A 24,090-nucleotide genomic window follows, 5' to 3' on the forward strand; every position below is an offset into this window, starting at 1 on the left:
AGACGGTCGCGTTCCCTGCTCGATGCGCTGTCGTCGTTCCCTGACCGTCAGGTCACGCCTCCCGGTAGAGACGCGGGCCCATCCCGTAGATCGCTCCCAGGCCATCTCATACGTCAGTGCCCGTCGAGTCGTCGACGTTCCGGTCAGCACTCTGGTACATCCGCTGGACCTTGCGCCAGGCGATGATGATTTCGGGCAGCTGGTCGAGCAGTCCCCGGGCGACGAATAGGAAGATGCTCAGCACGCCGGAGGCTGCCAGCAGCCAGAGAATGATGGAGTCCACCCGTTCGAGTCCCTCGTGATCCAGGGGTCGAACATGGGTGACGTCCACTCAGTTCGACCACCGATTTGTGTGGTCAGAACTGAGGTCTACGCCGACAGTAAAGCTCAGGTGCTGCTATCCCATGGGTAATGCGAGCACGCTCTGAGGCGCCCGCGGTGAGCGGTGAGGTAGCAGGTGGCCGGGTCGTTGTTCACGGCTCGAACAGCTACCCCTCGACATGTCGGCTCGGGGGGAGCTGATCCTGCGCTGCTCCTGAAGCTACCTCCAGATCAGGACACGGCAGCCACAAACGCCATACGTGAGACAGGCCCTCGGCAATGAGGTATTGGGGTCCAACACTGCCGAGGCGCAGCCGAACAGATCGGGCTTTCAACGGCAGCGAGGGCACCGACTTGCCCCCGCGAACTCTGTGCCAGCGTTCACTGGTACAGGTCAGGGCCTGTCCACCGTCATGAAACACCGCTGTCGACCCTCACGGCTGGCAGCTGCTCACGCCCGCCGACAGACACCCGGCCGCGCGCCGTCCGGCGAACCCGAGCTGGCTCCTGGGAAGTGGCTGATATCCCGGGTGCCATAGCGTTGCGGGAATGGCTACTGCCCCAGCGCAGCGAGGGCTTGCTCGGCCATCTGAACGCTCATCGTGGCCGCGATGGTGGTGCCGGCCTCCAGGAGCTTGTCCTTGAACTGGGTGGCGAACTGGCGCAGGCGACCCGGTTCAGGGTTCTCGGAGGTTGCCTCAGCGTGCAGGTCCTGGGCGACGCGTTCTAGTTCCACGCGGTCCGTGTCGGTAAATGTCATGTGGGGTGTGGTGCTGCTGGCTGCTGGGGGAGCGTTCGTGCGGTGGGGCTCCGTTCAGCTCCGCGTCGGGCAGGACAAGCAGCAGGGCGTCGTGAAAGCACATATCGGGACGATGATGCACAAGGCGCCGAACGGCCAGTCGGGAGCGGACATGTGGGCAACTCATTAGTTGGTGCTGGGCACCAGCATGTTCGGCACTCGCGTGTCCTGGACCTTTCCCGCGCGATATCCTCGGGCGGATCGCACGGCCTCACGCCATCCACTGGTGAGGACGGCGTATGCAACATTCGCATTGGCTTCGGGGGTGTGATGGCGGCGGGCAATGGTCAACGATCTGCGGTCCAAGACGGTGCTGTTTCGGATGGTCAGGGCGGTACCGTCATCCGTTTCTCTTATGGGCAGGCCGGCAATGAGGTTCCTGGTACCTCTACAGCAGTCGCACAGTGCCTAGCGGAAATTCGCCTCCACCTCGCGGCTGGTTCGGATGACCAGACGGCTAAGCCTTGATCCACCGATCTGATGGCTGTGGATGACTCTTCGAGAAACAAGGAAGTGCCTTGTGACCTGCGATGATGGGAGTTCTTGAGGCTTCCAGCACGCACGATCGGCAAGGCACTTCCGAGATGCAAGTTTCCCATACTCCAGCGGCGGTCTCCGCTGCGTTCGATGACCCGAATCTGGTCGCGCATGCCGGGCTGGTTCCGGTGATGCGGCTGGCCGAACGGTGCGGGCTGTCGGGCCTGGTGGCGCAGAAGGTGAAGCTGAGCGGGACGAGGAACGGCGCGGGTGCGTCGGCGGACGTCAAGGTCAGCAGCATCGTGGCCGGCATGGCGGCGGGCGCGGACAGTATCGACGACCTCCATATCCTGCGGCACGGCGCGATGCCGGCCCTGTTCCGGGGGCCCGTGCGCCGTCCACGCTGGGCACCTTCCTCCGTTCGTTCACCCACGGTCACGCACTCCAACTCCACGCTGTCCACCGCAGGTTCCTCGGTCAACTGGCCGCGCACGCCCCGCTGCTGCCCGGTGCCGGCGACAAGGCGTTCATTGATATCGACTCCACCCACAAGCGGGTCTACGGCCGGGCCAAGCAGGGTGCCGAGTACGGCCGGTTCAAGGGCATCCGCACCCTGCACCCCCTGCTCGCCACGATCTGCACCCCGCACGCGCGGCCGGTGATCGCCACAGTACGGATGCGCCGCGGCAAGGCAGCCGATTCCCGTGGGGCCCCGAAGTTCGTCAGTGAGGCGCTGTCCACCGCCGTCGAGGCGGGCTGCACCGGCACCCGGATCCTGCGAGCGGACTCGCAGTTCTACAACGCCGGGGTGATCTCGGCCTGCCGCCGGGCCGGAGCCCACTTCTCGATTACCTGCGGGTTGAACCCCTCCATCAAACGGGCCGTCCTCGGCATTCCCGACCAGGCCTGGCAGCAGATCACATACCCGACCGCGGTGCCCGATCCTGCAACCGGTGAGCTCGTCTCGGACGCCGAAGTCGCCGAGATACCCGCCTACACCGCCTTCGCCAGCCGCACGAAAGCGGAGCGGGTGAAGTTCCCCCCTGGTCTTGGACAGCGGTTGCTTACGCTGCGGGGGTGAAGTCGTGCTGCAGCCTGGCTCGGGTTTCGAGTGGGGTGAGGTACCCGAACTCGGGGTGCTTGCGGAGCCTGGTGCGGTTGTACTCGACCTCGATGAAGCGGAAGATGTCAGCGCGGGCCGCCTCGCGGCTCTCCCAGACGGCGGTGCCGATCTCCGCTTTCAGCAGTCCGAAGAAGCTCTCGGCTGCGGCGTTATCGTAGCATATGCCGGTTCTTCCCATGCTCTGCCTCAGGTTCAACTCCTGTAGTTCGCGGCGGAATTCGCCACTCGTGTACTCGCTTCCGCGATCGGTGTGCATGATGCAGCCACCCTGAATGAAGTTCCCCCTCTGAAGTGGACAGCCTGATACTGGGACGGATCAGTCCCGGAGGAAGCAGTCCAGGTTGAGTGGCAAGAGCAACATGAGCAAGCGGTACACGTCGGAGTTCAAGCGGGACGCGGTGGCACTGGTCCGGTCGTCAGGGCGGAACGTCACCGAGGTCGCCCGGGAACTCGGTGTGAGTGCGGAGGGGCTTCGCGGCTGGGTGAAGCAGGCGAAGGTCGACTGCGGCGAGGGGGCGCCCGGCGCGCTGACCACGGCGGAGAAGGATGAGCTCCAGCGGCTGCGCAGGGAGAACCGGGAACAGCAGCAGACGATCGAGATCTTGAAAAAAGCAGCGGCCTTCTTCGCGAAGGAGACGATGAAGTAGGCACGCTGTGCCGTTTCATCGACGCGGAGAAGGCCGCCGAGGCCAACCCTGGCGGCTACAGCGTGGCTTTGCTGTGCCGTGTCACGGGGATCAACCGCTCCACCTTCTACTCCTGGCTGGCGGCCCGGCCGACAGCGGCCGAACGACAGTGCGCCGAGGACGAGTTGAGCGAGGAGATCCGTGAGATCCACGCCTCCTCGCGGGGTGCCTACGGCGCCCCGCGCGTGCACGCCGCGCTGCGGCGCAAGGGACATGCGATCAACCGGAAGAAGGTCGAGCGGATCATGCGCGAGCGCGACATCCGCGGCATCACCCGCCGCAGACGCCGCCACCTGACGCAACAGGACACCAAGGCCGCACCGGCTCCGGACCTGGTCGGCCGCGACTTCACCGCTAACCGGCCCGGCATGAAGCTCGTCGGTGACATCACCTATCTGCCGACGATCGACGGCTGGTGGTATCTCGCGACCGTCATCGACCTGGCGACGCGCGAGGTGATCGGTTACGCGATGGCCGAACACCATCGTGCCGAGCTGGTCACCGACGCGCTGCGGATGGCCGCCGGCCGCGGTGACCTTCAGGGTGGCTGCATCATGCACACCGATCGCGGAAGCGAGTACACGAGTGGCGAATTCCGCCGCGAACTACAGGAGTTGAACCTGAGGCAGAGCATGGGAAGAACCGGCATATGCTACGATAACGCCGCAGCCGAGAGCTTCTTCGGACTGCTGAAAGCGGAGATCGGCACCGCCGTCTGGGAGAGCCGCGAGGCGGCCCGCGCTGACATCTTCCGCTTCATCGAGGTCGAGTACAACCGCACCAGGCTCCGCAAGCACCCCGAGTTCGGGTACCTCACCCCACTCGAAACCCGAGCCAGGCTGCAGCACGACTTCACCCCCGCAGCGTAAGCAACCGCTGTCCAAGACCAGGGGGGAACTTCATTCGGCGTGAACGGATCATCACTGTGATGCCAGGCAGCACCGGCGTAGTCGTAGGCGTGCTCGATCGCCTCGTTCTGGCCGGTGGGGTCGGCGACGCCGACGGCCAGAACGCGGTACTTGTGGAACCAGTCCACCGACGCCTTGGTGGCGCCGTTGATGTTCCAGAACTGCGGGTAGCAGGAGCGGGTGTTGGTGTCCTGCGCGGCGCCGAGGACTTCGCTGCGCTTGCACTCGGGCTGCGACAGCGTGACCGTCGTGATCGATCCGGTCTCGGAAGTGATCGTCTCGATGCGGTGCCGCTTCAGCGGCAGGATATCGTCCGTGCCATCGACCCGGTTCGGGCGCAACTGGTAGGTGAAAGTCACCGGGTTGACATCGACCGCCGCAGGACCGGCCTTGGCCGTACGCTTGATCGACTCCAGGACCAGGACGTGGTCGGTGGTGTCACCGATGTCACCTGCGTCGTAGTAGTCCTGGGTCAGCGCCCACGTGTCCACCGGGTCGAACGCCTTGCTGGTGGCGTTCCAGGAGAAGGTGCTGATGCCCGTGAGGCGCTTGCGGGAGAAGAAGGACGGGCCCGCAGCATTGCATTCGCTGTCACTGCTGCTGCAGATGGCATCGAAGGGGACGTCGGGCCAGTTCTTGGCGGTTTCCTTGGTGAGATCTGCGCACCCGCCGACGGTGCAGCGCTCCGCGTGCGCGAGGGTCACCTTCGCGTCCGCGTCATCGGTGAACAGGGCGCCCTTGCGCAGCCCGTACTTGATCTCCTTGAGGTAGCCACCGCGTGTGTACGAGGCGTTAGCGGTCGCTGCCTTGTTCTTCGGGTAGTAGTTGGACTCCTTCGCGTACCAGTAGGTGGAGGCGTTGCCGCTGGTGTCCTCGATGTAGTCGAGGTTCCACCGCCACGCCTGGGTCAGGGACCGCTCGGCGAAGGCGCTGCCCTTGTCGTAGCCGGGCTCGTCCGAGTCGTCGCCGAATACGGGGACAGTCCACGTGGAGTTGGTGCGCTGGTCGGCGGCGCCGTCGAGCTTGTTAAGGCCGAACACGTACCTGGTGCCGTCGCCTGTGATGACGGTCCAGTACTCGCCGTCGTCGTCGCCGTTGTCCGCGCCGGTGGAGCGGGTCACGGTGGAGGCGTCGTCGTCCTCCAGACGCCAGTCTCCAGAGGTGTTGACCTTGACCAGGCGGCTGGATTTGCCATTGAGGACGATGCGCGCGTTGTCGTACTTCCAGCAGTGGTCGAAGACGTCCGTGTGACCGTCCTTGTCGCAGCTGCCGTAGGTGCGCTCGATGTAGGACTCGGTCAGGGAGAACCCCTCACCCACCGCAGAGCCCTGGTTGTTGGTGGTGGCGGTGCGCCCGTCGATACTGCCCGAGTCGTAGGACAGAGACAACGGTGGCGTGGGGCCGGCCGCGGCCGGCGGCACAGTGAAGCCGTAGTTCCAGGTGAATGCGCCCGAACTGCCGCCGGCTTCCCAGGAAGATGAAGGGGAGAGCTCGGTCGCGGAGTAGTCTGCACCGCAGCCGTGTTGTTGGCGAGATCTTGCCCATGGCGCGCGACTCGCCCAAACGGCAGTGTGCACGTCGTGGACCGGCGGCAAGTGGTGCCCTCTGGTGCCGCGCTCAAGCGTGATGCCGAAGTCGGGACGATCGTAGGAGGATTCAGGTGAGCACAAGCGGGGCTCAGGCAGCGGCCTTCTTCCGTGAGATCGCTCGGACTCGTACGGTTTGGTGGGCTCGAGACGACGACGGCAGTCCGACCCCGGTCTCAAGTTCTGGGCAACCAGCTTTCCCCTATTGGTCGTCGAAGACCCGTGCGCAGCGCGCCGCTCAGCTATGGGGTCCTCAATTTCGAACTGTTTCAATGCCGCTGGATCATTGGCGAAGCGCGGCTTTGCCGGATCTAGTACTCCAGCTGTAGATCGTGATCTTCATGTCTGAGTGGCGGCTTGTCGCCGGTACTGACTGGTGCGTGATCGAGCTTGATGACGTCGTCTCCACTCGGACCAGCGCAGGCGGTGAGCCACGTTGGACAGCGGCTGGACGACGAGCGCGATGAACAGGTGCTGGATCTCGTTGCAGGTCAGTGGAATGAGGTCGTCGGAGGCCGGGCGGGTGTGTTCGTCGGCGCGGACGACGGCGAGGAAGGCGTGGGCGAGCATGGCGAGGGTGACCCAGCGGGCCCATGAGGGGTAGCGGCGGAGCTGGTGCTCGTCCAGGCCGGCCAGCCCCTTCCCGGTCTGGAAAGTCTCCTCCACCCGCCACCTTGATCCGGCGACCCTGACCAGGGTGGTGAGCGGGACCAACCGGGTGGAGTGGCAGTGGTAGTAGGCCAGTTCACCGGTGCGGCGGTTGCGGCGAATCAGCAGCCGCCGGTGGCCAGGGCCGGGCTCGGCCAGGTCGATGACGGCCCAGTCGTAGAAGCGGTGGCCCTTGGCTCCCGCGCCTGCCGACAGCTTCTGCCAGGCACGCTTCGGCACCTTCGCGGCGAGCGTGTCGGCACGGAACGAACTTGCCCGCCCTGGTGGTGACTTCGGCCGAGCAGGCCACCGCGAGGACATACCCCAGGCCATTCTCCTCCAGGGCGGACCGCAGCTTCGGGTTGCCGCCGTAGACCTCGTCGCCGGCGACCCAGCCGACGCGGTGTCCGGCGTCCAGGAACCGTTCGATCATCGTGCGGGCCAGTTCAGGCTTGGTCGCGAAGACGATGTCCTCGCCGAGCCCCGCTGCCTTGCACCGGTCGTGGTCACAGGTCCAGGAACGGGGCACGTACAGTTCCCGGTCCACCGCCGCATGGCCTCGGGCACCTGCATAGACAAGGTAGACGGCAACCTGGGAGTTCTCGATCCGCCCGGCCGTGCCGGTGTATTGACGCTGTACGCCGACGGTGTGGACACCCTTCTTCACGTCGCCAGTGTCGTCCACGACCAGCACCGCCTCCTGGTCGTGCAGGTGCTCGACGACGTACTCGCGGACGGCGTCGGCATCCCAGGAGGCCCGGCACAGCAGATGCTGCATGCCGTGCGGGCTCGCTTCCCCGGCCCACTCCGCGATCGTCCAGCAGTTCTTGCGCGGAAGGTCCGACAGCAGGCCCAGCACCAACCGCCCGGCCCGGCGCCGAGGTTCGACCCGGGCGAACTGTCCCGCGATACGGCCCATGGCCACCTCGAACGCCTCCCGCCAACGAGCGGGATCTATGCTGTGACCTGCGGCCACCGTCTCATCATTACTCCACACAAGTCACGATGATCAACGGTGGCCGTACCCGCACCCGAACCAGGCCCCATCCGTAGGCCCGAGCACCCGAATTGGCAAGCCCGAGCCCGCACTTCGTGTTCCGTTCGGGCGAACGTCACGGCTGTGCACCCTGACGGTGCATGGGTGGCCGATCGAGTATCTCGATGTACATGATCCGGCCGTCCACGACGTCCAGGATCAGCATGCCTTTCGAGGGCAAGAGAGGCACGCACCGATGGTCCGGGCCATACGGCTGCCCCTGCGGATGATCTGCCGTCCGGATGCTCTGGCAAAAGTCATCGCCGCAGCCGCACTCGTCAACCAGACGCAGATCCCACGCGCATAGCGCCAGCTCACGTTCTCCTTCATCCTCCAGGAGGGCAGTCAGCTCGGCGATGAGATCTGGGAAGACGTCGCGAACGAGGGGGTGGTCTTGCTCCATGGGCGGAGGGTAGCTGGGACGGCTGGCTAAGCCTGGATCCACCGAGGTGGTTTGAGAGTGGTCTTTTGATCGGTTTCGGGTCGGGCGGCCGGGTGAGGGCAGGTTGTGTCCGCTGGTCTGCCCAGCTTTTCCACGGTTGGGTTCCGGTCGGGCCCTTGCGGGCGGGGTGGGCAGGGACTTTTCGTATCAGCCGGCCGGTCCGTGGGCGGTGGAGAACAGGCGTGTCCAGGTGTGCTGCCAGGGCCAGTTGTGCGGTAGGTGCAGTGTGATGCGGCGGGCGGAGCGGGTGATCCTGGCCGGGACCTGGACCAGGTGGCTGCGGAGGGTGGCGGTGGTGGCCTTGGTATGGAAGGGCGAGGTCAGTGCGCCGGTGGCCCGCAGCAGGTTGTAGGTCATCGCCCACAGGGTGAGCCATGCTGCGTTGGCGTGGAAGTGTGCGGAGGGCAGGTGGGCCAGGGCGGAGGCTTTGCTGTCGGCGATGACCTGCTCGATGACCGCGTGGTGGCGGTGTTCGCGTTCGGCCTGCAGGGTTGCGGCGGGCTGGTCGGTGAAGAACGGGTGGTAGCGCCAGACGGGGAACAACTCGCCCTGCTCACCCACAATGGCGGGTTTGGCCAGGTCGCGGACCCGGCGCACGATCAGCCGCGCGGTGACCCGCTGCGCTTTCGTGCGGCTGGCGAAGGCGGTGTAGGCGGGTATCTCGGCGACTTCGGCGTCCGAGATGAGTTCACCGGTTGCGGGATCGGGCACCGCGGTCGGGTATGTGATCTGCTGCCAGGCCTGGTCGGGAATGCTGAGGACGGCCCGTTTGATGGAGGGATTCATCCCGCAGGTGATCGAGAAGTGGGCTCCGGCCCGGCGGCAGGCGGAGATCACCCCGGCGTTGTAGAACTGCGAGTCCGCTCGCAGGATCCGGGTGCCGGTGCAGCCCGCCTCGACGGCGGTGGACAGCGCCTCACTGACGAACTTCGGGGCCCCACGGGAATCGGCTGCCTTGCCGCGGCGCATCCGTACTGTGGCGATCACCGGCCGCGCGTGCGGGGTGCAGATCGTGGCGAGCAGGGGGTGCAGGGTGCGGATGCCCTTGAACCGGCCGTACTCGGCACCCTGCTTGGCCCGGCCGTAGACCCGCTTGTGGGTGGAGTCGATATCAATGAACGCCTTGTCGCCGGCACCGGGCAGCAGCGGGGCGTGCGCGGCCAGTTGACCGAGGAACCTGCGGTGGACAGCGTGGAGTTGGAGTGCGTGACCGTGGGTGAACGAACGGAGGAAGGTGCCCAGCGTGGACGGCGCACGGGCCCCCGGAACAGGGCCGGCATCGCGCCGTGCCGCAGGATATGGAGGTCGTCGATACTGTCCGCGCCCGCCGCCATGCCGGCCACGATGCTGCTGACCTTGACGTCCGCCGACGCACCCGCGCCGTTCCTCGTCCCGCTCAGCTTCACCTTCTGCGCCACCAGGCCCGACAGCCCGCACCGTTCGGCCAGCCGCATCACCGGAACCAGCCCGGCATGCGCGACCAGATTCGGGTCATCGAACGCAGCGGAGACCGCCGCTGGAGTATGGGAAACTTGCATCTCGGAAGTGCCTTGCCGATCGTGCGTGCTGGAAGCCTCAAGAACTCCCATCATCGCAGGTCACAAGGCACTTCCTTGTTTCTCGAAGAGTCATCCACAGCCATCAGATCGGTGGATCAAGGCTAAGGGGCAACTTGTCCTGCTTGGCTTCTTAGTTCGGAGAAGCTGTCACCGTGGCCCAGTCTGCGTGCGTTGGACTCGACCAGCTGAGCACCGACGCCAACGACGCCGATTGAGGCGGCAGGGGGCTGTCGGTGGCTGGTGGCAGGATCACCGGCATGGTCTTTGTACGTAGGACTCCGCCGCGGCCTGTAGATGTGACCGCGGTCCTTCCTGAGCTGGCTTCGTTGGCGCGTCCTGCGATTCGGCTGCATCCCCGCCCGGGGTCGCCGTCGGTCAGGGAGAGCTCGGTCGGGGGGCCGTTGCTGTGGCCGGCTGAGGAGCCGTGGCCGCACTGTGAAAGCTCGCACCTGCACTTTGACAGTTGGTTCCGCCAGTCGCCGGCCATAGTGCGGCTTGAGAGACGCATGCGGGCCCGGTGGCGCCCTGATTCCGGTGGTTTCGAGCCAACGCCCGAGGAGGAGGCGCTCAAGGAACGGAGCGCTGCGAGGCTCGCGGAGCGACTCGCTGCCAGCCCTCCGCCCGCGGAGTGCCCGGTCCCCATGTTGCCCGTGGCCCAGCTGTATCTGCACGACATACCTCTGTTGCGGCCGCCCGGCCAGGCCGATCTGCTCCAGATTCTCTGGTGCCCTTACGACCACGATCCGGATAACAAGCCGTCGACCGCGCTGTTCTGGCGGTCCGCCGCCGCGGTCGTCGACATCCTCGCCACACCGCCGGAACCGTACGAGGCGAACTATCCGGGCTATGTGCCCGAGCCGTGCTTGCTGGCACCAGAAGCGATCACCGAGTACCCCGACAGCCTCGATCTGAGCCCGGAGATGCGGCTGATGGTGGAGGACCGGAGCAGATGGCAGGCAGCCGGCGTGGGCGTGGACAGCGCCTACGCGGACCATCCGCGGGACTTCTATGACTGTGAGCTGGCTGACGCCCCCGGCTGGAAGGTCGGCGGCTGGCCCCCGTGGGGCCGCACCGACCCGTATCGTCGATACTGCACTGTCTGCGATGTGCAGATGGTCCCGCTGCTGACCATCGCTTCCTCCGAATGGGACGGTGGTGAGGGACGCAGCTGGGCGCCGTGTGAAGACCAGGCCGCCGCCTACGCCGCCCATTACGCTGCCCAAGACCCCTCGCAGCCGACTGCGGTCGAAGTGGGCAGCACCGACAACATGCAGCTCTACGTCTGCCCGACCTCCCCGAGCATCCGCACACCGACCTGATCCAATGAGCCATCGGGCCTGTCACATACCCTCCGTAGCCGGTGACATAAATGCTGCCGCATGAGTGTGTGTGACAGGCTTGCCTCGCTTGTGCCAACCAGACAGCTTCGACCGATCCACTCACCACGTCATCCGGCTTACGCCGGTGACAACTACTGAGCCTCGGCACAGGAGGTGAGCCGGGACACGGTAGTTGGAACCTGGACCTGGTTGTTGGCACTGAGCTTGATGGCGAACGCCGAGGCCGCAGTCCCGCCCTATCAACGCTCGCGGTCTTCGCCAGAGCCCGTAATTCCCCAGGTTCTGGCTGCATGAATCACTAGATTGGTGTGCGTGGAGACGCGGGGGCAGAGTTATCGGTATGTGGGTCCGGCGGAGCTGAAGGCGCTCGTCCGGGCGGGTAGTGAGGGTCGGAGCATCCGCTCGTCAGCGGACTTCGGCGAGTGGGTCTCTGCGCTGACCTTGAATGAGTTGGCCGAGCCCTTCACGTTCGTCGTCGATGGCGGCGGGGTACTGCGACTGGCTCCGCGCCGCAGCGAGCACGTGGTGTGCGCTGGCGGCGGAGAGGTGCTGAGCGCCGGCGAGATGAGCTTCCGCGAGGAGTCCGGACGGTGGGTGGTCGAGGAGGTCAGCAACCAGTCGACCGGCTACTGCCCGGACGTCAGCTCATGGCCAGCCGTGGCCGAGGCCCTGGACCGGATCGGGATCCATCACCCATCCGGGTTCACCCACGAGGTGGTCTTCCGCCGATGCCGCTCCTGCCGGGAGCTCAACATCGTGCGGGAGGAGGACTTCGTCTGCGTCTTCTGCGGCGAGGATCTGCCGCGGGAGTGGAACATGGGGGAGCCCGGGTGACTGGTCAGACAGCGAAGATCACATCGCGGTGCGAGTGCGGCAGCACAGCGGTGCGACAGGTGAACCAGTTCATCCTTCACGATGAGTTGTGGTGGGACTCGGAGTTCTCTTGCGGGTCCTGCGGCACCTACTTGTGTGAACACGCTGGTCGGGGACCAGCGCCTGATGATGTCCGGGAGGCCCTACTCGCAGCGCACGGACCCGTCAGGCTCCGGCTGGTCGGTCCGGTCCCCAGTCTTGTCCCGGCTTTGAAGGTCCTTCGGGAGGTCTCAGCGGCCTCGTTGTCGCGCGCTCGTGAGCTGGCTGGGGAGCTGAGCCACGATGGCCTGGTGGGGACCTTGTCGGAGATGGAGTTCCTCAAGGCTCGGCTGCAGCTGCGCGGGGTTCACGTCGACATCGACCAATAGCTGTCCCCGGAGGCACCGACAACTCACGGTTGGTTGCAAGAAGTGTGACCACCTGGTTCCAACAACCGTGTCCCGTCGTCCGGGAACCGCCAGCTCACGGCTCCTCGCCAGTGCTGTCCCGTCTTCTGCGATCTGGCTCCGATCTCAGTTGATCTGGTCCGATTCGCTCTCCGTCTCAGGCGGTCTGGTCCGTCGATGCCGCTGTCGGTGCGGGATGGTGGGCTTCACCCATGAGTTATGACCTTGCTGTCTGGGAAGGCGAGCGTCCTGCAGGCGACGCCGCTGCGGCCCAGTGCTTCACGGATCTGTACGACAAGTACATCGACGCGGACGGGGCTGACGTTCCTCCAACCAAGCAAAACGAGGCCTATGCCGCCGCGCTCCTGGAGCGATCCCGATCTCACCGAAGTCGAGCCTCTACCGTCCCGGGCCGGGAACGGCGATGCGCCTTCAGAGGGGGCCAAACACGGCCGGAACAGGCAACCGTAGTAAACACCGTGCCCCTGATCTTGCCCGGAGCCGCGTATCCGCAGGTCGCAGTAGCCCACTCGGCAGGCGGCCCGTGACACGCCTGTGACCGGAATTTTGGCTTACACCATGGCTCGGCGCTCGCGCCCCTGATGGAGTGACCTGATGCGCAAAGTCACTTCCCTTCTTCCGGCCCTCGCCGCACTCCTGCTGCTCACGGCGTGCGGATCCGAACAGGCGGGCACCCCCGGCGCAGTCGCCCCCGCGTCAGGGACCGCCGTCACCGACCCGCCCGTGGACGGCGTCCGGATCACTTCGGTGACCATCCCCTCCGCCACGCCCACCCCCAAATCTGACGGGTTCTCCGTCCACGCCGACCCCCTTCCCACCGGTGACTCCGGGATCTCGGCCGCCTACGAAGTCACCAACAACGGAACCGAGGCGCTGACGTACACGATCCTGTTCGACTTCACCACGGACACCGGCGAAGTCATGGGCAACAGCCACGAGACCGTGCGCTCGGTCGGCCCCGGCGCGACCGAGCGCGGCACGGTCCGGGTGGGGGTGCTGGCCCCCGGAGCGTCCCGGGTGACCCGCGTCAAGGTCTCCCGGGTGACCAAGGTGCCCGCCGCCGAGGCGCCGCTCGCGTCCGGCGAGTGTCCACCCTCCGGCATCCGCCTCACCACCGATGACGGCGACGCCGCGATGGGGCTGCGCGTGGTGGGCTTGCACCTGGAGAACTGCGGGAAGCGCGACTACTCACTTGACGGTTACCCGCTTCTGGAACTGCTGGACAAGGATCTGTCACCCGTCCAAGGCGTCCGGATCGTACATGGAAGCGGTGGCATCAGCACCGGTACCGGATTTGACGAGCCGGCCCGCCCGCTGGTCCTGAAGCCGGGCGAGAGCGCCCTTTCGGGCCTCATGTGGCGCAACACCACCGAGTCCGGCGCCGCCGTCAACGTCCCGTACGTCAGGGTGCGGGCCGAGCAGCGCGCCGATCCGGTGACCGTGACGCCCCACCTCGATCTCGGCACCACCGGCAAGCTGGCCGTCCGTGCCTGGACGCGCCCGTCGAAGTAGGACCCCCGCCCGGTCTCAGTGCCTCCGCTGCGGCCATCAGAGGGGGTGGTGGGGGCGGCGCCTGATCGTGGACGGGGGTCAAGGGGCAGGTCCCAAGGGCCCTACTGAGCTGCACCGACCAGATTGGTCGCAACACCTGAACCGAACCACATCAACTGAGATGAGCAGCACGAGCAACGCGCATCTGACCAGATCCGCCGAGAATCCGGCTCCCGCCCTATCTCAACCGATCTGGTCGCCGCTGGTCGAGCCACTCGTCGTAAACCAGATCCGTTGAGACGGGACACCAGTGCCGACTAACGTGTCCCGGCTCAGGAGGCAGGATAGGGACTCGGCGCGGTGAACGTACCGATTTCGGGTGCACCTGTTCCGCTGCGGAGTCAGGAATGCGGAAGGCTGATCACCGGATCCTCCGTGAAGCCATCGGGCCCCCCTCCCGGGAACCGGGCCAGGGCGATGCGGTGTTGATCAAATCGTTGCCGCACCGCGTACAACCGCGTACGGCCCTCTCCTGTCCCACAGTCAGCCGTGAGGATGAACCTCCGGCCGTGCGCCTACGCGTTCGGTCCAGGCTGCTGGGGAAAGGGCGAGCTCGAAGATGGGGAAGACGATGTGGAGAGCGGTGGTGGCTGGTGGAGCGGCGGTCATGTTCACAGGGGTAGCGGCGGTGCCGTCCGGGGCGGCGGAGGGCGGGGTCTCCTTCAGCCGGGTCTCGGTGAACGGCGGGAAGCCGATCGTGATCGGGGTCAAGGAGGAGGTCGAGGTGCATGCGGTCTTCCGGATGACGACCAAACTCAGATACGACTTCGGGCCGACGGTGTTCCCCTACCGGGGGAAGCCCGACACTGGGGACACCCTGCACAGCTCCGTCATCACCAGCGACTGCAAGGTCGTGGACAGGGCGAAAGGAATCTGCGACTTCGAGGAATGGCTGTACATCGACCCGCAGAACCGTGACTTCGGGAACGAGGACGCCGGCACCTGGCGAACTGCTGCTCGGGTCTTTCTCGCCGGCGACGCCCACGACACTGACGACAAGGACCTTCCGTTGCAGGTCAAGCGGGCCACACGCGTCACTGTCAACGCCTCGCCGGAGCCGGTCGCGAAAGGGAAGACGATCACCGTGACCGGGCGGGTCACACGCGCGAACTGGGACACCCACACGTACCAGGGGTACGCGGGCCGCACGGTCAGCCTGCAGTTCAAGGCGGCGGGCGCATCCTCGTACACGACGGTCAAGAAGGCGACGTCGAGTAGTACGGGGGCGCTCAAGACCACGGTGAAGGCCACCGGGTCGGGGACATGGCGGTGGACGTACTACGGGAACTCCACCTCCGGGGCGAAGTCGTCGACCGGGGATCACGTCGCCGTGCGGTAGGCGACGTGCGCGGACCGCTTCCCCTCGCAGAAGCGTGATCACCCGGACCGGCCGGACCGGGGACTTCAGTACCTCGTCGACATGTGGCCGGCCCCGCAGGAGTCGGAACTCCTTGCACTCAAGCAAGGGCCGATCCTCTGGGCTGGCTGACCTAAAGCCGCTCTGAAGTCCGCTTCGCGCTCAGTCACACGATTCAGCGTGCGAGGTGAATGGGCCGCGAGGCCGTGGCCGCTGAGGTGGCCGGCGGTGTGGTCCCGAGGGCGGCCTTGTGCTTGCGGGTGGGCGGCAAGGGCTGGCGGGTGCCGATTCCGTGGGCGAGGGTTTCCGACAGGTCGGCCAGCAGCGAGCTGGGAGTGTACGGAGATGCGGTGAGGGTCCAGGTGGCGTGGTCGAGGCTCGGACCCGCCCAGACGGTCCAGGTGTCGAGGTTCTGGATGGGATGCTGCGCGACGAAGGCGTCGAATTGGACTCCAGCGTCTCCGGCGGGAGACGTCCAGCGGATCCAGCGTCCGTCCACGGTGTGCTTCCACCCGGCATCGGAGAGGGGCTGCGCGGCGGCGGTGACGGTCTTTTCGTCCACCGGGGAGCCGAGGGCTGTGTCCCAGCCGTCGTTGTAGGCGAGGTGATCCAGCAGGACCTGCAGGACGGGAGCGGGGGTGCTGCCGGTCGCGGTGAGGACCCACATGCGGTCGGAGACCGGTGTTTCGTACGCCGCTACGGTCCAGGCGGTCTCCCGAGCAGGGGCGTTGTGGATGCGCTCGATGCGCAGGGTCTGTTCCTCGTGGATGGCGTGGGTGGTCTCGTCGGACCAGGTGCGCCACTTCTGCCAGTCGCCGTGAGCGTCGAGGAAAGCGTCCAGGAGCGCGTCGTGGTCGCCGGCATCGGCGGCGTAGGCGGGGACAGTCTCCAGTGCCGGGAGGGATGCCTCGCGCTCGACTGCCGGTGCTTCAAGGGAGGTTCGAGCTTTGGCCGCGGCGCGCTCTGTGTCCGTCATGGGCGCCGGTCCCGGACGCAATGTGTCACCGTGTGCCTTCTCGAAGGCGCTGCGTGTCCAGGACCACCAGGGACGGGTCCTCTAATCGCCCGGCCCGCTCACGCACCGAACAGCGCAGCAGTTCGTGGAGGGTCTGGTCAGTTCCGTCGTCCCGCCACTTGTAGAAGTAGTACTTCACCGCGCCGGCCGGCGGCAGGTCGTGGGGCAAGTAGTCCCATTGGCAGCCGGTTTGGGACTGGTACAAGATCGCGTTGACGATCTCCCGCATCTCGTAGTTGCCCTGGTGGCCGCTGACGGAGGGATGCTTCGCCTTCCACGCGGTGATCACCGGCTCGATCAGCGCCCAACGCTCATCAGATAAGTCGCTCTTGTAGGACTTGCGCTCGCTCACCCCGCCACTCGAGCACGGCCAAACGCGTTGACCGGCCCGGAGTCCCCACAGCCACACGTTCAGGCGACAACGAACCGGACATCAGGTCACGTACCGCTCTCTCAGAGGCTGTGGCAGCTCCTGATCGGGTTGCTCTCTGTGAAGCCTCGCGATTTCCTACGAGGAGCCCACGCCCCTGGCGCCAGGGTGCGAGCGTTCTCAACTGGCGGGCATGAGTAGGTCGAGTGCGTGGTCGGGGTGTGACCGGTAGTGATCGGCGGCTGCGGCGTGGTTGGTCCAGCCGACGAGGTGAGCCAGGGCGATCGCGAGGTTGCGGAAGGTGACCAGAGGGCGGGGTGCGTTCCCGGTGCGAACGCGGCAGGCGTCCTCGCGGAGGGTAGTGTCGCGGACGTGGTGCAGGGCCTCGACCTGCCAGTGTCCACGGACAGTGGCGGCAAGCTGGACGGCAGTGGCCTGCTCGGCGACCAGGCTGGTGACTGCGTGGACGCGCTCGAGCGTCACCTTTCCCGTACGGATATCGCGACGACGGCGCACGATCTGTAGTGCCTGCACGGCGTGCGGGAAAGCGAGCCCGGTGACGGTTGCGGCTTTGAGCCGTCGGATCTCATCGCGGCCGTGACCGGTGGCACGGGTCTTGTTCAGCAAAGGGATGTCCCGCCAGGGGAGCTTCTTCAGCGTTGCCTGCAAGGTGGGGTGGTTGCCCTTGACCACGGCGATGTAGTGGGCCTTCTTCTCCTCGACGAGGAAGCGGGCGTGATCGGTCTGGGTCAGCAGCGCGTCGAACGTGACGACGGTTCCCGCGAGTTGAAGTGGGGACAGCAGCGGCTGGAACGCGGTGATCTCGTTGCTCTTGGAGTCGACCTGTCGCTGGGCGACCACCGCCTTCTCGCCGTGCACGACGGCGGCGCCCGTCCACCGCCAGGGCCCGCAGACCGTCGTGGGGGCCAAGCTGATCGGCGAGCCAGTGGCCGACGGCCTGGTCCAGGGCATCGGCGTCGATCCGGGCCAGCAGGCGGCCCAGCGTGCAGGCCCGCGGGACGGCAGTTCCCAGGCCAAGGCGGGCTCTCAACTCCGACGGCATCCCGGCCGCGAAGCGGGCGATGGACGTCAGAGTGGTACAGCCGCCGAGGACGGCGAGGGTGCACACGGCCAGCAGGGCGCCGAGCCGGTAGCGGCGCCCATGACGTCGGCGCGGATCGGGCAGAGCCTCCAACACCTCGGCAAGCCGGACCAGTTCCTCGGGCTCGTCGGTCGGCGAGTCCGCTATGCGGGCGCGGCGGCAGGACAGGACTTCGATCGTGGAAACTGGCATACAGACGCGACCTCTGGACGATCAACGGCTTCGACACCTTGATCATCGGAGGTCGCGTCCTTCGTTCGTTCACCGGGCCCAGCAGGCCGAACGGCCACGATCGTCACCAACCATCCATCTCGACAGGCGAGAATGCTTCAGCCCTGCCCCTGGCGCCGACGCACTCACCCACGGCAGACACGAAAGAGCCCCAAAGGACTGGAACGTTCTTGGTGATCACGTCAACGTGCGACATCCCTGAAACACCAGCTCAGCTAAGCGCTGTCCCGTAAATGATCTACGACGTGTTCGTTGACCTGCCTGTTTCTTCGTTACCCGGCGAGGGTGAGGTTGTGCAGGCGGGCGATGCCGAGCATGGCGTGGTGTACGCCGTCGCCCTTGAGGCGGCAGTCGCGCAGGATCTTCCAGGTCTTCATCCGGGCGAAGGCGTGCTCGACGCGGGCGCGGACCTTGCGGTGGGAGGTGTTGTGTTCCTCTTCCCAGGCCGGGAGTTCGGTCTGGCCATTCTCGCGGCGGTGCGGGATGACCAGGCCGGTGCCCCGGTATCCGCCGTCCGCGATCACCGTGGTGCGGCCGATGGCGGCTTTCGCGCCGGACAGCTCCCACGCCTTGCAGTCGTTGCGGTTGCCGGGCAGCGGCCGGCCGACCGCGACGACGAGTCGGGTGACGGCGTCGATGACGACCTGGTGGTTGGTCGAGTACCGGTAATCCTTCGACTGCTCGGCGACCTGGTGGTCACGCGTGGGGACCAGGGTGCCGTCCACGATCAGCACGGTGTCCTTGCGGAACCGCTGGCGGGGCTGGAGCGCCAGCGACGGGCCGAGGTGGTCGATGATGCGGTCGGCGGCCGACTTCGAGATGCCGAACAGCGGCGCCAACTGCCGCAGCGTGAGATTGGTTCGCCAGTAGGCGGCGACCAGCAGGACGCGGTCCTCAAGCGGCAGACCCCAGGGCCGGCCCTTGCGGACCGGGTCCGCCCCGTCGCGCCGCAACGCGTTGATGAGCTTGCCGAACTGACGCGGGCTCAACCCGGAGAACGGGGCTATCCAAGACGGCTCCGACGCCGTGATCACACCAGACACGACGAGATCATCTCACTCGTGACCAGCAGTTGCGGGACAGCCTTTAGCTTGATCTTTAACCTCGGAGGTCGAACGACTCGTCGTACTTGATCACTCGGACTGGTAACTGCCGTGCGTGCAGGCGGCCTTCGGCTGAGCATGTGCTCCGACCAAGAAACACACAAGCTCAGCGCGAAGGCCGTGGGAATGAGTCTGTTGCATCATGCTGTCGGGCAGGATCCGTTTGCGGAACTGTCATGCTTCCGGGGTGAGTTCTACTCCTGTCTGACCCGGCGTGCGGATGCGTTGTTCGAGCTTGCGGATGCCGTGTTGTGTGCGGATGGTCCGGTCCGGTCGCTGGTGGAGCTGTCGCTGGTGGGCGAGCATCGTCGCGGGCACGGTGGGCTCTACGACGCCCTGGCCGCGGGCCAGGTCGATGTCGGCAGGCTGCGGCGGGCCCTGGCCGCGGTGTCTTTACCGCGGGCGGCGGACGGCCGGCTGATGCTGGCCGCCGACATCACCTGCTGGCTGCGGCCCAGCGCGCACACCTCACCGCAGCGGATCCTGTGTCACACCTACGGCCGGGGCAAGGACCAGCACATTCCTGTTCCCGGCTGGCCGTACTCGGTGATCTGCGCGCTGGAGACGGGCCGCAGTTCATGGACCGCCCCGCTGGACGCGCTGCGTCTGGCCCCGGGAGATGATGCCGCCACCGTCACGGCCGGGCAGATGCGTGAACTCGTCGAGCGGCTGATGGCGGCCGGACAGTGGAAAGACGGCGATCCGGACGTTCTGATCGTGGTGGACGCCGGATACGACGTGCCCCGCCTCGCCTTCCTGCTGAAGGATCTGCCGGTGCAGGTGTGAAGGATCTGCCGGTGCAGGTGCTGGGCCGGATGCGCTCGGACCGCGTCCTGCGCCGCACGGTCCCGCCCCGCGCGCCCGGCACCCGGGGCCGCCCACCCCGCCACGGCGGCGAGTTCGTCTTCGGCGACCCCACCACCTGGAACACACCCGACGCGCAGACGGTGACCGAGACCCGCCTCTACGGCACCGCCACCGCACGGGCCTGGGACCGGCTCCACCCGAGACTGACCCACCGCTCCGCCTGGACTGCCCAGCTGGGCTCCCTGCCGGTGATCGAAGGCACCGTGATCCGCCTGCAGGTCGAGCACCTGCCCAGCGGCGCGACACCGAAGCCGGTGTGGCTGTGGTGGTCGGGCACCGACGCCACCACAGCCGACGTCGACCGTCTGTGGCAGGCGTTCCTGCGGCGCTTCGACATCGAGCACACCTTCCGGCTGTTCAAGCAGACCCTGGGCTGGAGCTGCCCGAAGATCCGCACCCCCGAAGCAGCCGACCGGTGGACCTGGCTGATCCTCGCCGTGTTCACCCAACTACGTCTGGCCCGCCCGCTGGCGGCCGACCTGCGACGGCCGTGGGAGAAACCGAGCCCGCCCGACAAGCTCACTCCCGCCCGAGTCCGCCGCGGTTTCCGGCACCTCCGCCCGAAGGCGGCCTGTCCTGCCAGAGCACCGAAATCCTCCCGCCCCGGCCCAGGACGGCCATCCGGTCGCAAGAACACCTGGCCCACACCACGCTACGACGTGCACACAGTCGGCAAACCGGGCCCCGCAAAACGACGGACGAAGAAGTCAACAACCCCGCGTCCACGCCGCACAGGTTAAAGATCAAGTTAGGGTGCGTTTGGAAAGTGGATCTTTATGATGCGTTGCCTTACTCAGGAGGTAATCGTCTCGCCCGGACTGTGCGGGCTAGTACTCCAGCCGTAAATCGTGATCTTCACGTTCGAGCGGCTTGCCGCCGGTAGTGGCTGGTCTGGGATCGGGCCTGGTGGCAGCGTCGCCAGTCGGACCAGCTGAGCCGGTGGACCGGGTCAAAGGCGGGCCGGATGACGAGCGTGATGAACAGCCGTTGGATCTCGTTGCAGGTGAGCGGTATGAGGGCGTCTGGTGCGGGATCGCGGTCGTGTTCGTTCGCGCGGACGACGGCGAGGAAGGCGTGCGCGAGCATGGCCAGGGTGACCCAGCGGGACCAGGACGGGTAGCGGCGGACCTGGTGCTCGTCCAAGGCCGCCAGGCCCTTGCCGGACTGGAAAAACTCCTCGACCCGCCACCTTGATCCAGCGACGCGCACCAGGGTGGTTAGCGGCACTGCGGCGGCCGGCGAGTAGCAGCGGTAGTACGCGAGTTCGCCGGTGCTGCGGTTGCGGCGGATCAGCAACTGCCGGCTCCCGGGCCGGGGGGCGGTGAGGTCGATGACGGCCCAGTCGTAGAAGCGGTGGCCCTTGGCTCCGCTCCCTGCGGACAGCTTCTGCCAGGCCCTCTTGGGCACCTTCCTGGCCAGCGTGTCCGCGCGGAACTTCCCGGCGCCTGTGGTGACTTCGTGCGAGCAGGCCACCGCGAGGACGTAGCCGGTGCCGCGTTCTTCCAGCGCGGCGCGTAGCGTCGGGTTGCCGCCGTAGACCTCGTCTCCCGCGAGCCAGGCGGCCCGGTGGCCGGCGTCCAGGAATCGGGTGACCATGCGGGCGGCAAGCTGCGGTTTGGTCGCGAATTCGGTCTTGTCACCGAGTCCGGCGGCCCGGCAGCGGTCGGGGTCCGAGGTCCAGGAACGCGGAACGTACAGTTCCCGGTCTACCGCGGCGTGTCCGCGGCGGCCGGCGTAGACGAGATAGACGGCGACCTGCGCGTTCTCGATCCTGCCCGCGGTGCCGGTGTACTGGCGCTGGACACCGACGGTGTCGGTGCCCTTCTTCACGTCGCCGGTCTCGTCGACCACCAGAACCGCCTGGTCGTCCCGCAGATGCTCCACCACGTAGGCCCGCACGTCGTCGCGGACCTGGTCGGCGTCCCACTTGGCCCGCCCGAGCAGGTGCTGCATGCCGTCCGGGGTGCTCTCTCCGGCCCACTCTGCGATGGTCCAGCAGTTTTTGCGCGGCAGGTCCGACAGCAGCCCGAGCACCAACCGCCCGACCCGACGTCGGGGTTCGACCCGTGCGAACCGGCCCGCGATCCGGGCCATCAGGCCCTCGAACGCCTCCTGCCAGCGGGCAGGGTCTACGCTGTGACCTGCGGCCACCGCATGATCTTCAGTCTTCACACACCGATGATCAACGGTGGCCGCACCCGTCTCCACAGCGCGTCAGGGTCGCGCAGCGTCTGCCTGCCGTCATGTGTCTGGAGGACTTGTGCAACGTGGCGAAGTCTGGTGGGTCCAGTTCGACGAGCGGAGGTTGGTCGTACTGCTGTCGGGAGACGACACGTCCGGGATCCGGGTGATGCAGGTCGTCGCTCCGGCGGGCGTCGACATCAGCGGTCTGGGCATCGAAGTGACGGTCGGCGCCGGTGAAGGACTGCCGTTCGAAGGCGTGCTGCGGCTCGCGTTCCCGCGTCCAGGCTTCACCCCGTGCACGTGGCTGACCACTGTGTCCCGGGACGACCTGATAGAGCGGGCGGCCGTCCTGTCCTCCGTGAAGCTCAGCGAGATTGACGACGCCCTCCGACTCGCTGAACAAGCGCAGGAGCGGACCCCGGCCACGACCGCGAAGCTCAGCGAGATAAGGGATGCCCTCCGTCTCGGTGAACTCGGGTAGACGGAGAAGGAGCCGACGCCCGCGACGGCGTGGGCGATCTCGGGCGAGATGATCGACGCTGGCCACCTGCCGCCTCGGCGCCCCTCACCACCGAGATCACGATCTACGGCTGGAGTACTAGGTTGGTGATCTCGCCGCGTGAGCAGGACGCGGACCATACGGAGGGGCCAATCATGTGCATAGCCACATCTACGAACACACGGACCGCGGTTGAGGAGTTACTGCGCAGGATCGGTGAGGGCGACCCCGAGCGCATCGCCGAGCTGTACGCCGAGCGGGGCGATTGGAAGCTGAACTGGCCGGAGGCCGAGCACGGTCGTACTGCCACGCCCTGGATCCGTCATCGGTCCACCCGGGCCGACGCGGCCGCCCACTATCGCGAACTTGCCGAGCACCACGTGCCGGAGCAGGTGGCGACTGAGGTTGAGCGCATCCTCATCGACGGAAACGACGCGGTCGTGATCGGCGAGATTCGCCAGACCGCTCGGTCCACCGGACGTGCGTATCGCGCGCGGTTCGCTATGCACCTCACCTTCGAAGACGGCTTGGTCACCCGGCACCATATCTACGAGGACAGCCTCGCCGTGGCCCAGGCATTCGACACCGAAGACCAGTGAAGGCCACCAGGACGAGCATGAGGATGCTGGTCACAGCCACTCGTTGATGGCTGCGACCAGTACGGTCGCTTCGTAGCGGACGGCGAGCTTGTCGTATCTCGTGGCGACCGCGCGGTGCCGCTTGAGAGGGCGTTAAGTCCGTTTCTGAGAACGGCCACGTCCGGGCTGCTCGAGAATTCCCTGGCGAACGAGCCGTCCCAGGCGGGAACGGGTGACGTTGATCGAGGGCTCGTCGGTGGGCAGGCCGAGATGTTCGTGCAGGTCGCGGACGCGGAACACCTTCTCGGGGTGCTCGTTGAAAACAGTCACGATGCGCTGATAGACGGTGGCGGTCTCCGTGGCGGCCGGTACATGGTCGGGCGGGGCGAGACCGTCGATGACCTTGCGGGTGGGGGCGAGCTCGACCCGGCGAGCCTCGGCCCCGGCGAGGGCGGTGGTGAGCCGCTCGATCTGCTTGCGCAGGCTGTCGGCACGTGCGGTGGTCTCGTCGTGTTCGGTCTGCAGCAGCCGCAGGAGTTCGGAGACGTTCACGCGGCCAGCTCCACGTCGTCACGCCAGGCGGGGGTGGGGGTGGTGAGGCGGCGGAGCATGCCGGCGGTGGAGGCCCAGTAGACGCGGGAGGCCGCGTTGTCGGGCCGGTGGTCATAATCGCGGGCGAGGCGTCGGTGGAGCATGAGGGTGCCGTTGACCTGCTCGACCACCCACCGTTTCGGTCGCGGGACGAAGCCTTTGCCCTGGTCGTCGGGGTTGCGCCGGACCACCTCGATGATGATGTCCTTCACCGTTCCGTGGGTGATCACGGCGTCCTTGAAGCCCTGGTCGACCAGGGCTTTCTCCAGGCGCATCCCGCATCGTTCGGCAGCCTGGTCCAGCAGGGCGATGCCGGCCTCGTTGTCGTGCGCGCTCGCGGTCAGGACCACCACTCCGATGATCAGGCCCATGACGTCCACAGTGAGCCCACGCTTGCGGCCAGGCGTCTTCTTGTTCGCATCCAGTCCCGTCGCCTT

General features: G+C 66.6%; 18 protein-coding genes and 9 pseudogenes. 11 read left to right on the top strand and 16 right to left on the bottom strand.

Going from position 1 to position 24,090, the window contains the following annotated elements; all coding sequences use genetic code 11:
* Positions 1-106: 106 nt before the first annotated feature.
* Positions 107-283, bottom strand: coding sequence for a hypothetical protein (locus OG609_RS40990; protein WP_327277434.1), 177 nt, complete (start codon positions 281-283; stop codon positions 107-109).
* Between the two features lie 591 nt (positions 284-874).
* Positions 875-1,081 (bottom strand): hypothetical protein, encoded by a 207-nt coding sequence (locus OG609_RS40995; RefSeq protein ID WP_327277435.1) that lies wholly within the window; start codon positions 1,079-1,081, stop codon positions 875-877.
* Positions 1,082-1,805: 724 nt separating this feature from the next.
* Between OG609_RS40995 and OG609_RS41000 the strand changes: the two genes are divergently transcribed.
* Positions 1,806-2,678 carry a transposase gene (locus OG609_RS41000; RefSeq protein ID WP_327277436.1) on the top strand — a complete coding sequence of 291 codons (873 nt, stop codon included), beginning with the start codon at positions 1,806-1,808 and terminating at the stop codon, positions 2,676-2,678.
* Here the strand turns inward: OG609_RS41000 and OG609_RS41005 are convergent.
* Entirely contained in the window at positions 2,662-2,976 is a 315-nt protein-coding gene (locus tag OG609_RS41005; protein WP_327277437.1) for an integrase core domain-containing protein, read from the bottom strand. The genes OG609_RS41000 and OG609_RS41005 overlap by 17 nt on opposite strands.
* Before the next feature lie 103 nt (positions 2,977-3,079).
* Between OG609_RS41005 and OG609_RS41010 the strand changes: the two genes are divergently transcribed.
* Both OG609_RS41010 and OG609_RS41015 read left to right on the top strand, forming a co-directional pair.
* Positions 3,080-3,367 (top strand): transposase, encoded by a 288-nt coding sequence (locus tag OG609_RS41010; RefSeq protein ID WP_327270990.1) that lies wholly within the window; start codon positions 3,080-3,082, stop codon positions 3,365-3,367.
* Positions 3,368-3,384: 17 nt separating this feature from the next.
* Positions 3,385-4,275: an IS3 family transposase gene (locus OG609_RS41015; protein ID WP_327278357.1), complete on the top strand. Its 891-nt coding sequence runs from the start codon at positions 3,385-3,387 to the stop codon at positions 4,273-4,275.
* Between the two features lie 14 nt (positions 4,276-4,289).
* Here the strand turns inward: OG609_RS41015 and OG609_RS41020 are convergent.
* A pseudogene (locus OG609_RS41020) lies at positions 4,290-5,822 on the bottom strand (RHS repeat-associated core domain-containing protein); the annotation flags it as partial.
* A gap of 152 nt (positions 5,823-5,974) precedes the next feature.
* On the opposite strand from OG609_RS41020, the gene OG609_RS46535 reads away from it, so the two are divergent.
* Positions 5,975-6,229, top strand: a complete 255-nt coding sequence (locus OG609_RS46535; RefSeq protein ID WP_442818044.1) for a DUF2750 domain-containing protein — start codon at positions 5,975-5,977, stop codon at positions 6,227-6,229.
* Positions 6,230-6,239: 10 nt separating this feature from the next.
* Here OG609_RS46535 and OG609_RS41025 read toward each other — a convergent pair.
* The 3 genes and pseudogenes from OG609_RS41025 to OG609_RS41035 all read right to left on the bottom strand — a co-directional run bounded on the left by OG609_RS41025 (position 6,240) and on the right by OG609_RS41035 (position 9,564).
* Positions 6,240-7,467 (bottom strand): annotated as a pseudogene (locus OG609_RS41025) (IS701 family transposase).
* A 193-nt stretch (positions 7,468-7,660) separates the two neighbouring features.
* On the bottom strand, positions 7,661-7,987 hold the full coding sequence (locus tag OG609_RS41030; RefSeq protein ID WP_327277438.1) for a hypothetical protein: 327 nt from the start codon (positions 7,985-7,987) through the stop codon (positions 7,661-7,663).
* Between the two features lie 186 nt (positions 7,988-8,173).
* Positions 8,174-9,564, bottom strand: a pseudogene (locus OG609_RS41035) (IS1380 family transposase).
* A gap of 278 nt (positions 9,565-9,842) precedes the next feature.
* Here OG609_RS41035 and OG609_RS41040 point away from each other — a divergent pair.
* The 4 genes and pseudogenes from OG609_RS41040 to OG609_RS41055 all read left to right on the top strand — a co-directional run bounded on the left by OG609_RS41040 (position 9,843) and on the right by OG609_RS41055 (position 15,095).
* Positions 9,843-10,912 (top strand): annotated as a pseudogene (locus OG609_RS41040) (hypothetical protein).
* A 325-nt stretch (positions 10,913-11,237) separates the two neighbouring features.
* On the top strand, positions 11,238-11,759 hold the full coding sequence (locus OG609_RS41045) for a hypothetical protein (RefSeq protein ID WP_327277439.1): 522 nt from the start codon (positions 11,238-11,240) through the stop codon (positions 11,757-11,759).
* 1,040 nt (positions 11,760-12,799) lie between these two features.
* Entirely contained in the window at positions 12,800-13,717 is a 918-nt protein-coding gene (locus tag OG609_RS41050) for a DUF4232 domain-containing protein (RefSeq protein ID WP_327277440.1), read from the top strand.
* A gap of 598 nt (positions 13,718-14,315) precedes the next feature.
* Positions 14,316-15,095: a hypothetical protein gene (locus tag OG609_RS41055; protein WP_327277441.1), complete on the top strand. Its 780-nt coding sequence runs from the start codon at positions 14,316-14,318 to the stop codon at positions 15,093-15,095.
* A 193-nt stretch (positions 15,096-15,288) separates the two neighbouring features.
* Here OG609_RS41055 and OG609_RS41060 read toward each other — a convergent pair whose 3' ends face one another.
* From OG609_RS41060 to OG609_RS41080, 5 genes and pseudogenes are all read right to left on the bottom strand, one after another.
* On the bottom strand, positions 15,289-16,089 hold the full coding sequence (locus OG609_RS41060) for a DUF317 domain-containing protein (RefSeq protein WP_327277442.1): 801 nt from the start codon (positions 16,087-16,089) through the stop codon (positions 15,289-15,291).
* 49 nt (positions 16,090-16,138) lie between these two features.
* A pseudogene (locus OG609_RS41065) lies at positions 16,139-16,480 on the bottom strand (transposase); the annotation flags it as partial.
* 198 nt (positions 16,481-16,678) lie between these two features.
* Positions 16,679-17,428, bottom strand: a complete 750-nt coding sequence (locus tag OG609_RS41070) for an ISAs1 family transposase (RefSeq protein ID WP_327277443.1) — start codon at positions 17,426-17,428, stop codon at positions 16,679-16,681.
* A 70-nt stretch (positions 17,429-17,498) separates the two neighbouring features.
* Positions 17,499-17,792, bottom strand: a pseudogene (locus OG609_RS41075) (transposase family protein); the annotation flags it as partial.
* 311 nt (positions 17,793-18,103) lie between these two features.
* Positions 18,104-18,874: a transposase gene (locus OG609_RS41080; protein ID WP_327277444.1), complete on the bottom strand. Its 771-nt coding sequence runs from the start codon at positions 18,872-18,874 to the stop codon at positions 18,104-18,106.
* Between the two features lie 186 nt (positions 18,875-19,060).
* Here OG609_RS41080 and OG609_RS41085 point away from each other — a divergent pair.
* A pseudogene (locus OG609_RS41085) lies at positions 19,061-20,541 on the top strand (NF041680 family putative transposase).
* Positions 20,542-20,656: 115 nt separating this feature from the next.
* Here OG609_RS41085 and OG609_RS41090 read toward each other — a convergent pair.
* Positions 20,657-21,895, bottom strand: a complete 1,239-nt coding sequence (locus tag OG609_RS41090) for an IS701 family transposase (protein WP_327278344.1) — start codon at positions 21,893-21,895, stop codon at positions 20,657-20,659.
* A gap of 166 nt (positions 21,896-22,061) precedes the next feature.
* Here OG609_RS41090 and OG609_RS41095 point away from each other — a divergent pair, with 166 nt between their 5' ends.
* Together OG609_RS41095 and OG609_RS41100 are read left to right on the top strand one after the other, a co-directional pair.
* Positions 22,062-22,466 (top strand): mRNA interferase PemK, encoded by a 405-nt coding sequence (locus OG609_RS41095; RefSeq protein WP_023547126.1) that lies wholly within the window; start codon positions 22,062-22,064, stop codon positions 22,464-22,466.
* A 173-nt stretch (positions 22,467-22,639) separates the two neighbouring features.
* Complete coding sequence (locus OG609_RS41100) at positions 22,640-23,083, top strand: nuclear transport factor 2 family protein (protein ID WP_327278358.1); 444 nt, start codon at positions 22,640-22,642, stop codon at positions 23,081-23,083.
* Between the two features lie 30 nt (positions 23,084-23,113).
* On the opposite strand, the pseudogene OG609_RS41105 reads toward OG609_RS41100, so the two are convergent.
* The 3 genes and pseudogenes from OG609_RS41105 to OG609_RS41115 form a co-directional block, all read right to left on the bottom strand.
* Positions 23,114-23,209 (bottom strand): annotated as a pseudogene (locus tag OG609_RS41105) (IS5 family transposase); the annotation flags it as partial.
* 6 nt (positions 23,210-23,215) lie between these two features.
* Positions 23,216-23,614 (bottom strand): hypothetical protein, encoded by a 399-nt coding sequence (locus OG609_RS41110; protein WP_327277445.1) that lies wholly within the window; start codon positions 23,612-23,614, stop codon positions 23,216-23,218.
* Positions 23,611-24,090, bottom strand: a pseudogene (locus OG609_RS41115) (transposase); the annotation flags it as partial. The pseudogene OG609_RS41115 and the gene OG609_RS41110, both read right to left, overlap by 4 nt.

It is taken from the genome of Streptomyces sp. NBC_01224 (genome assembly GCF_036002945.1).
Classification (GTDB): Bacteria; Actinomycetota; Actinomycetes; order Streptomycetales; family Streptomycetaceae; genus Streptomyces.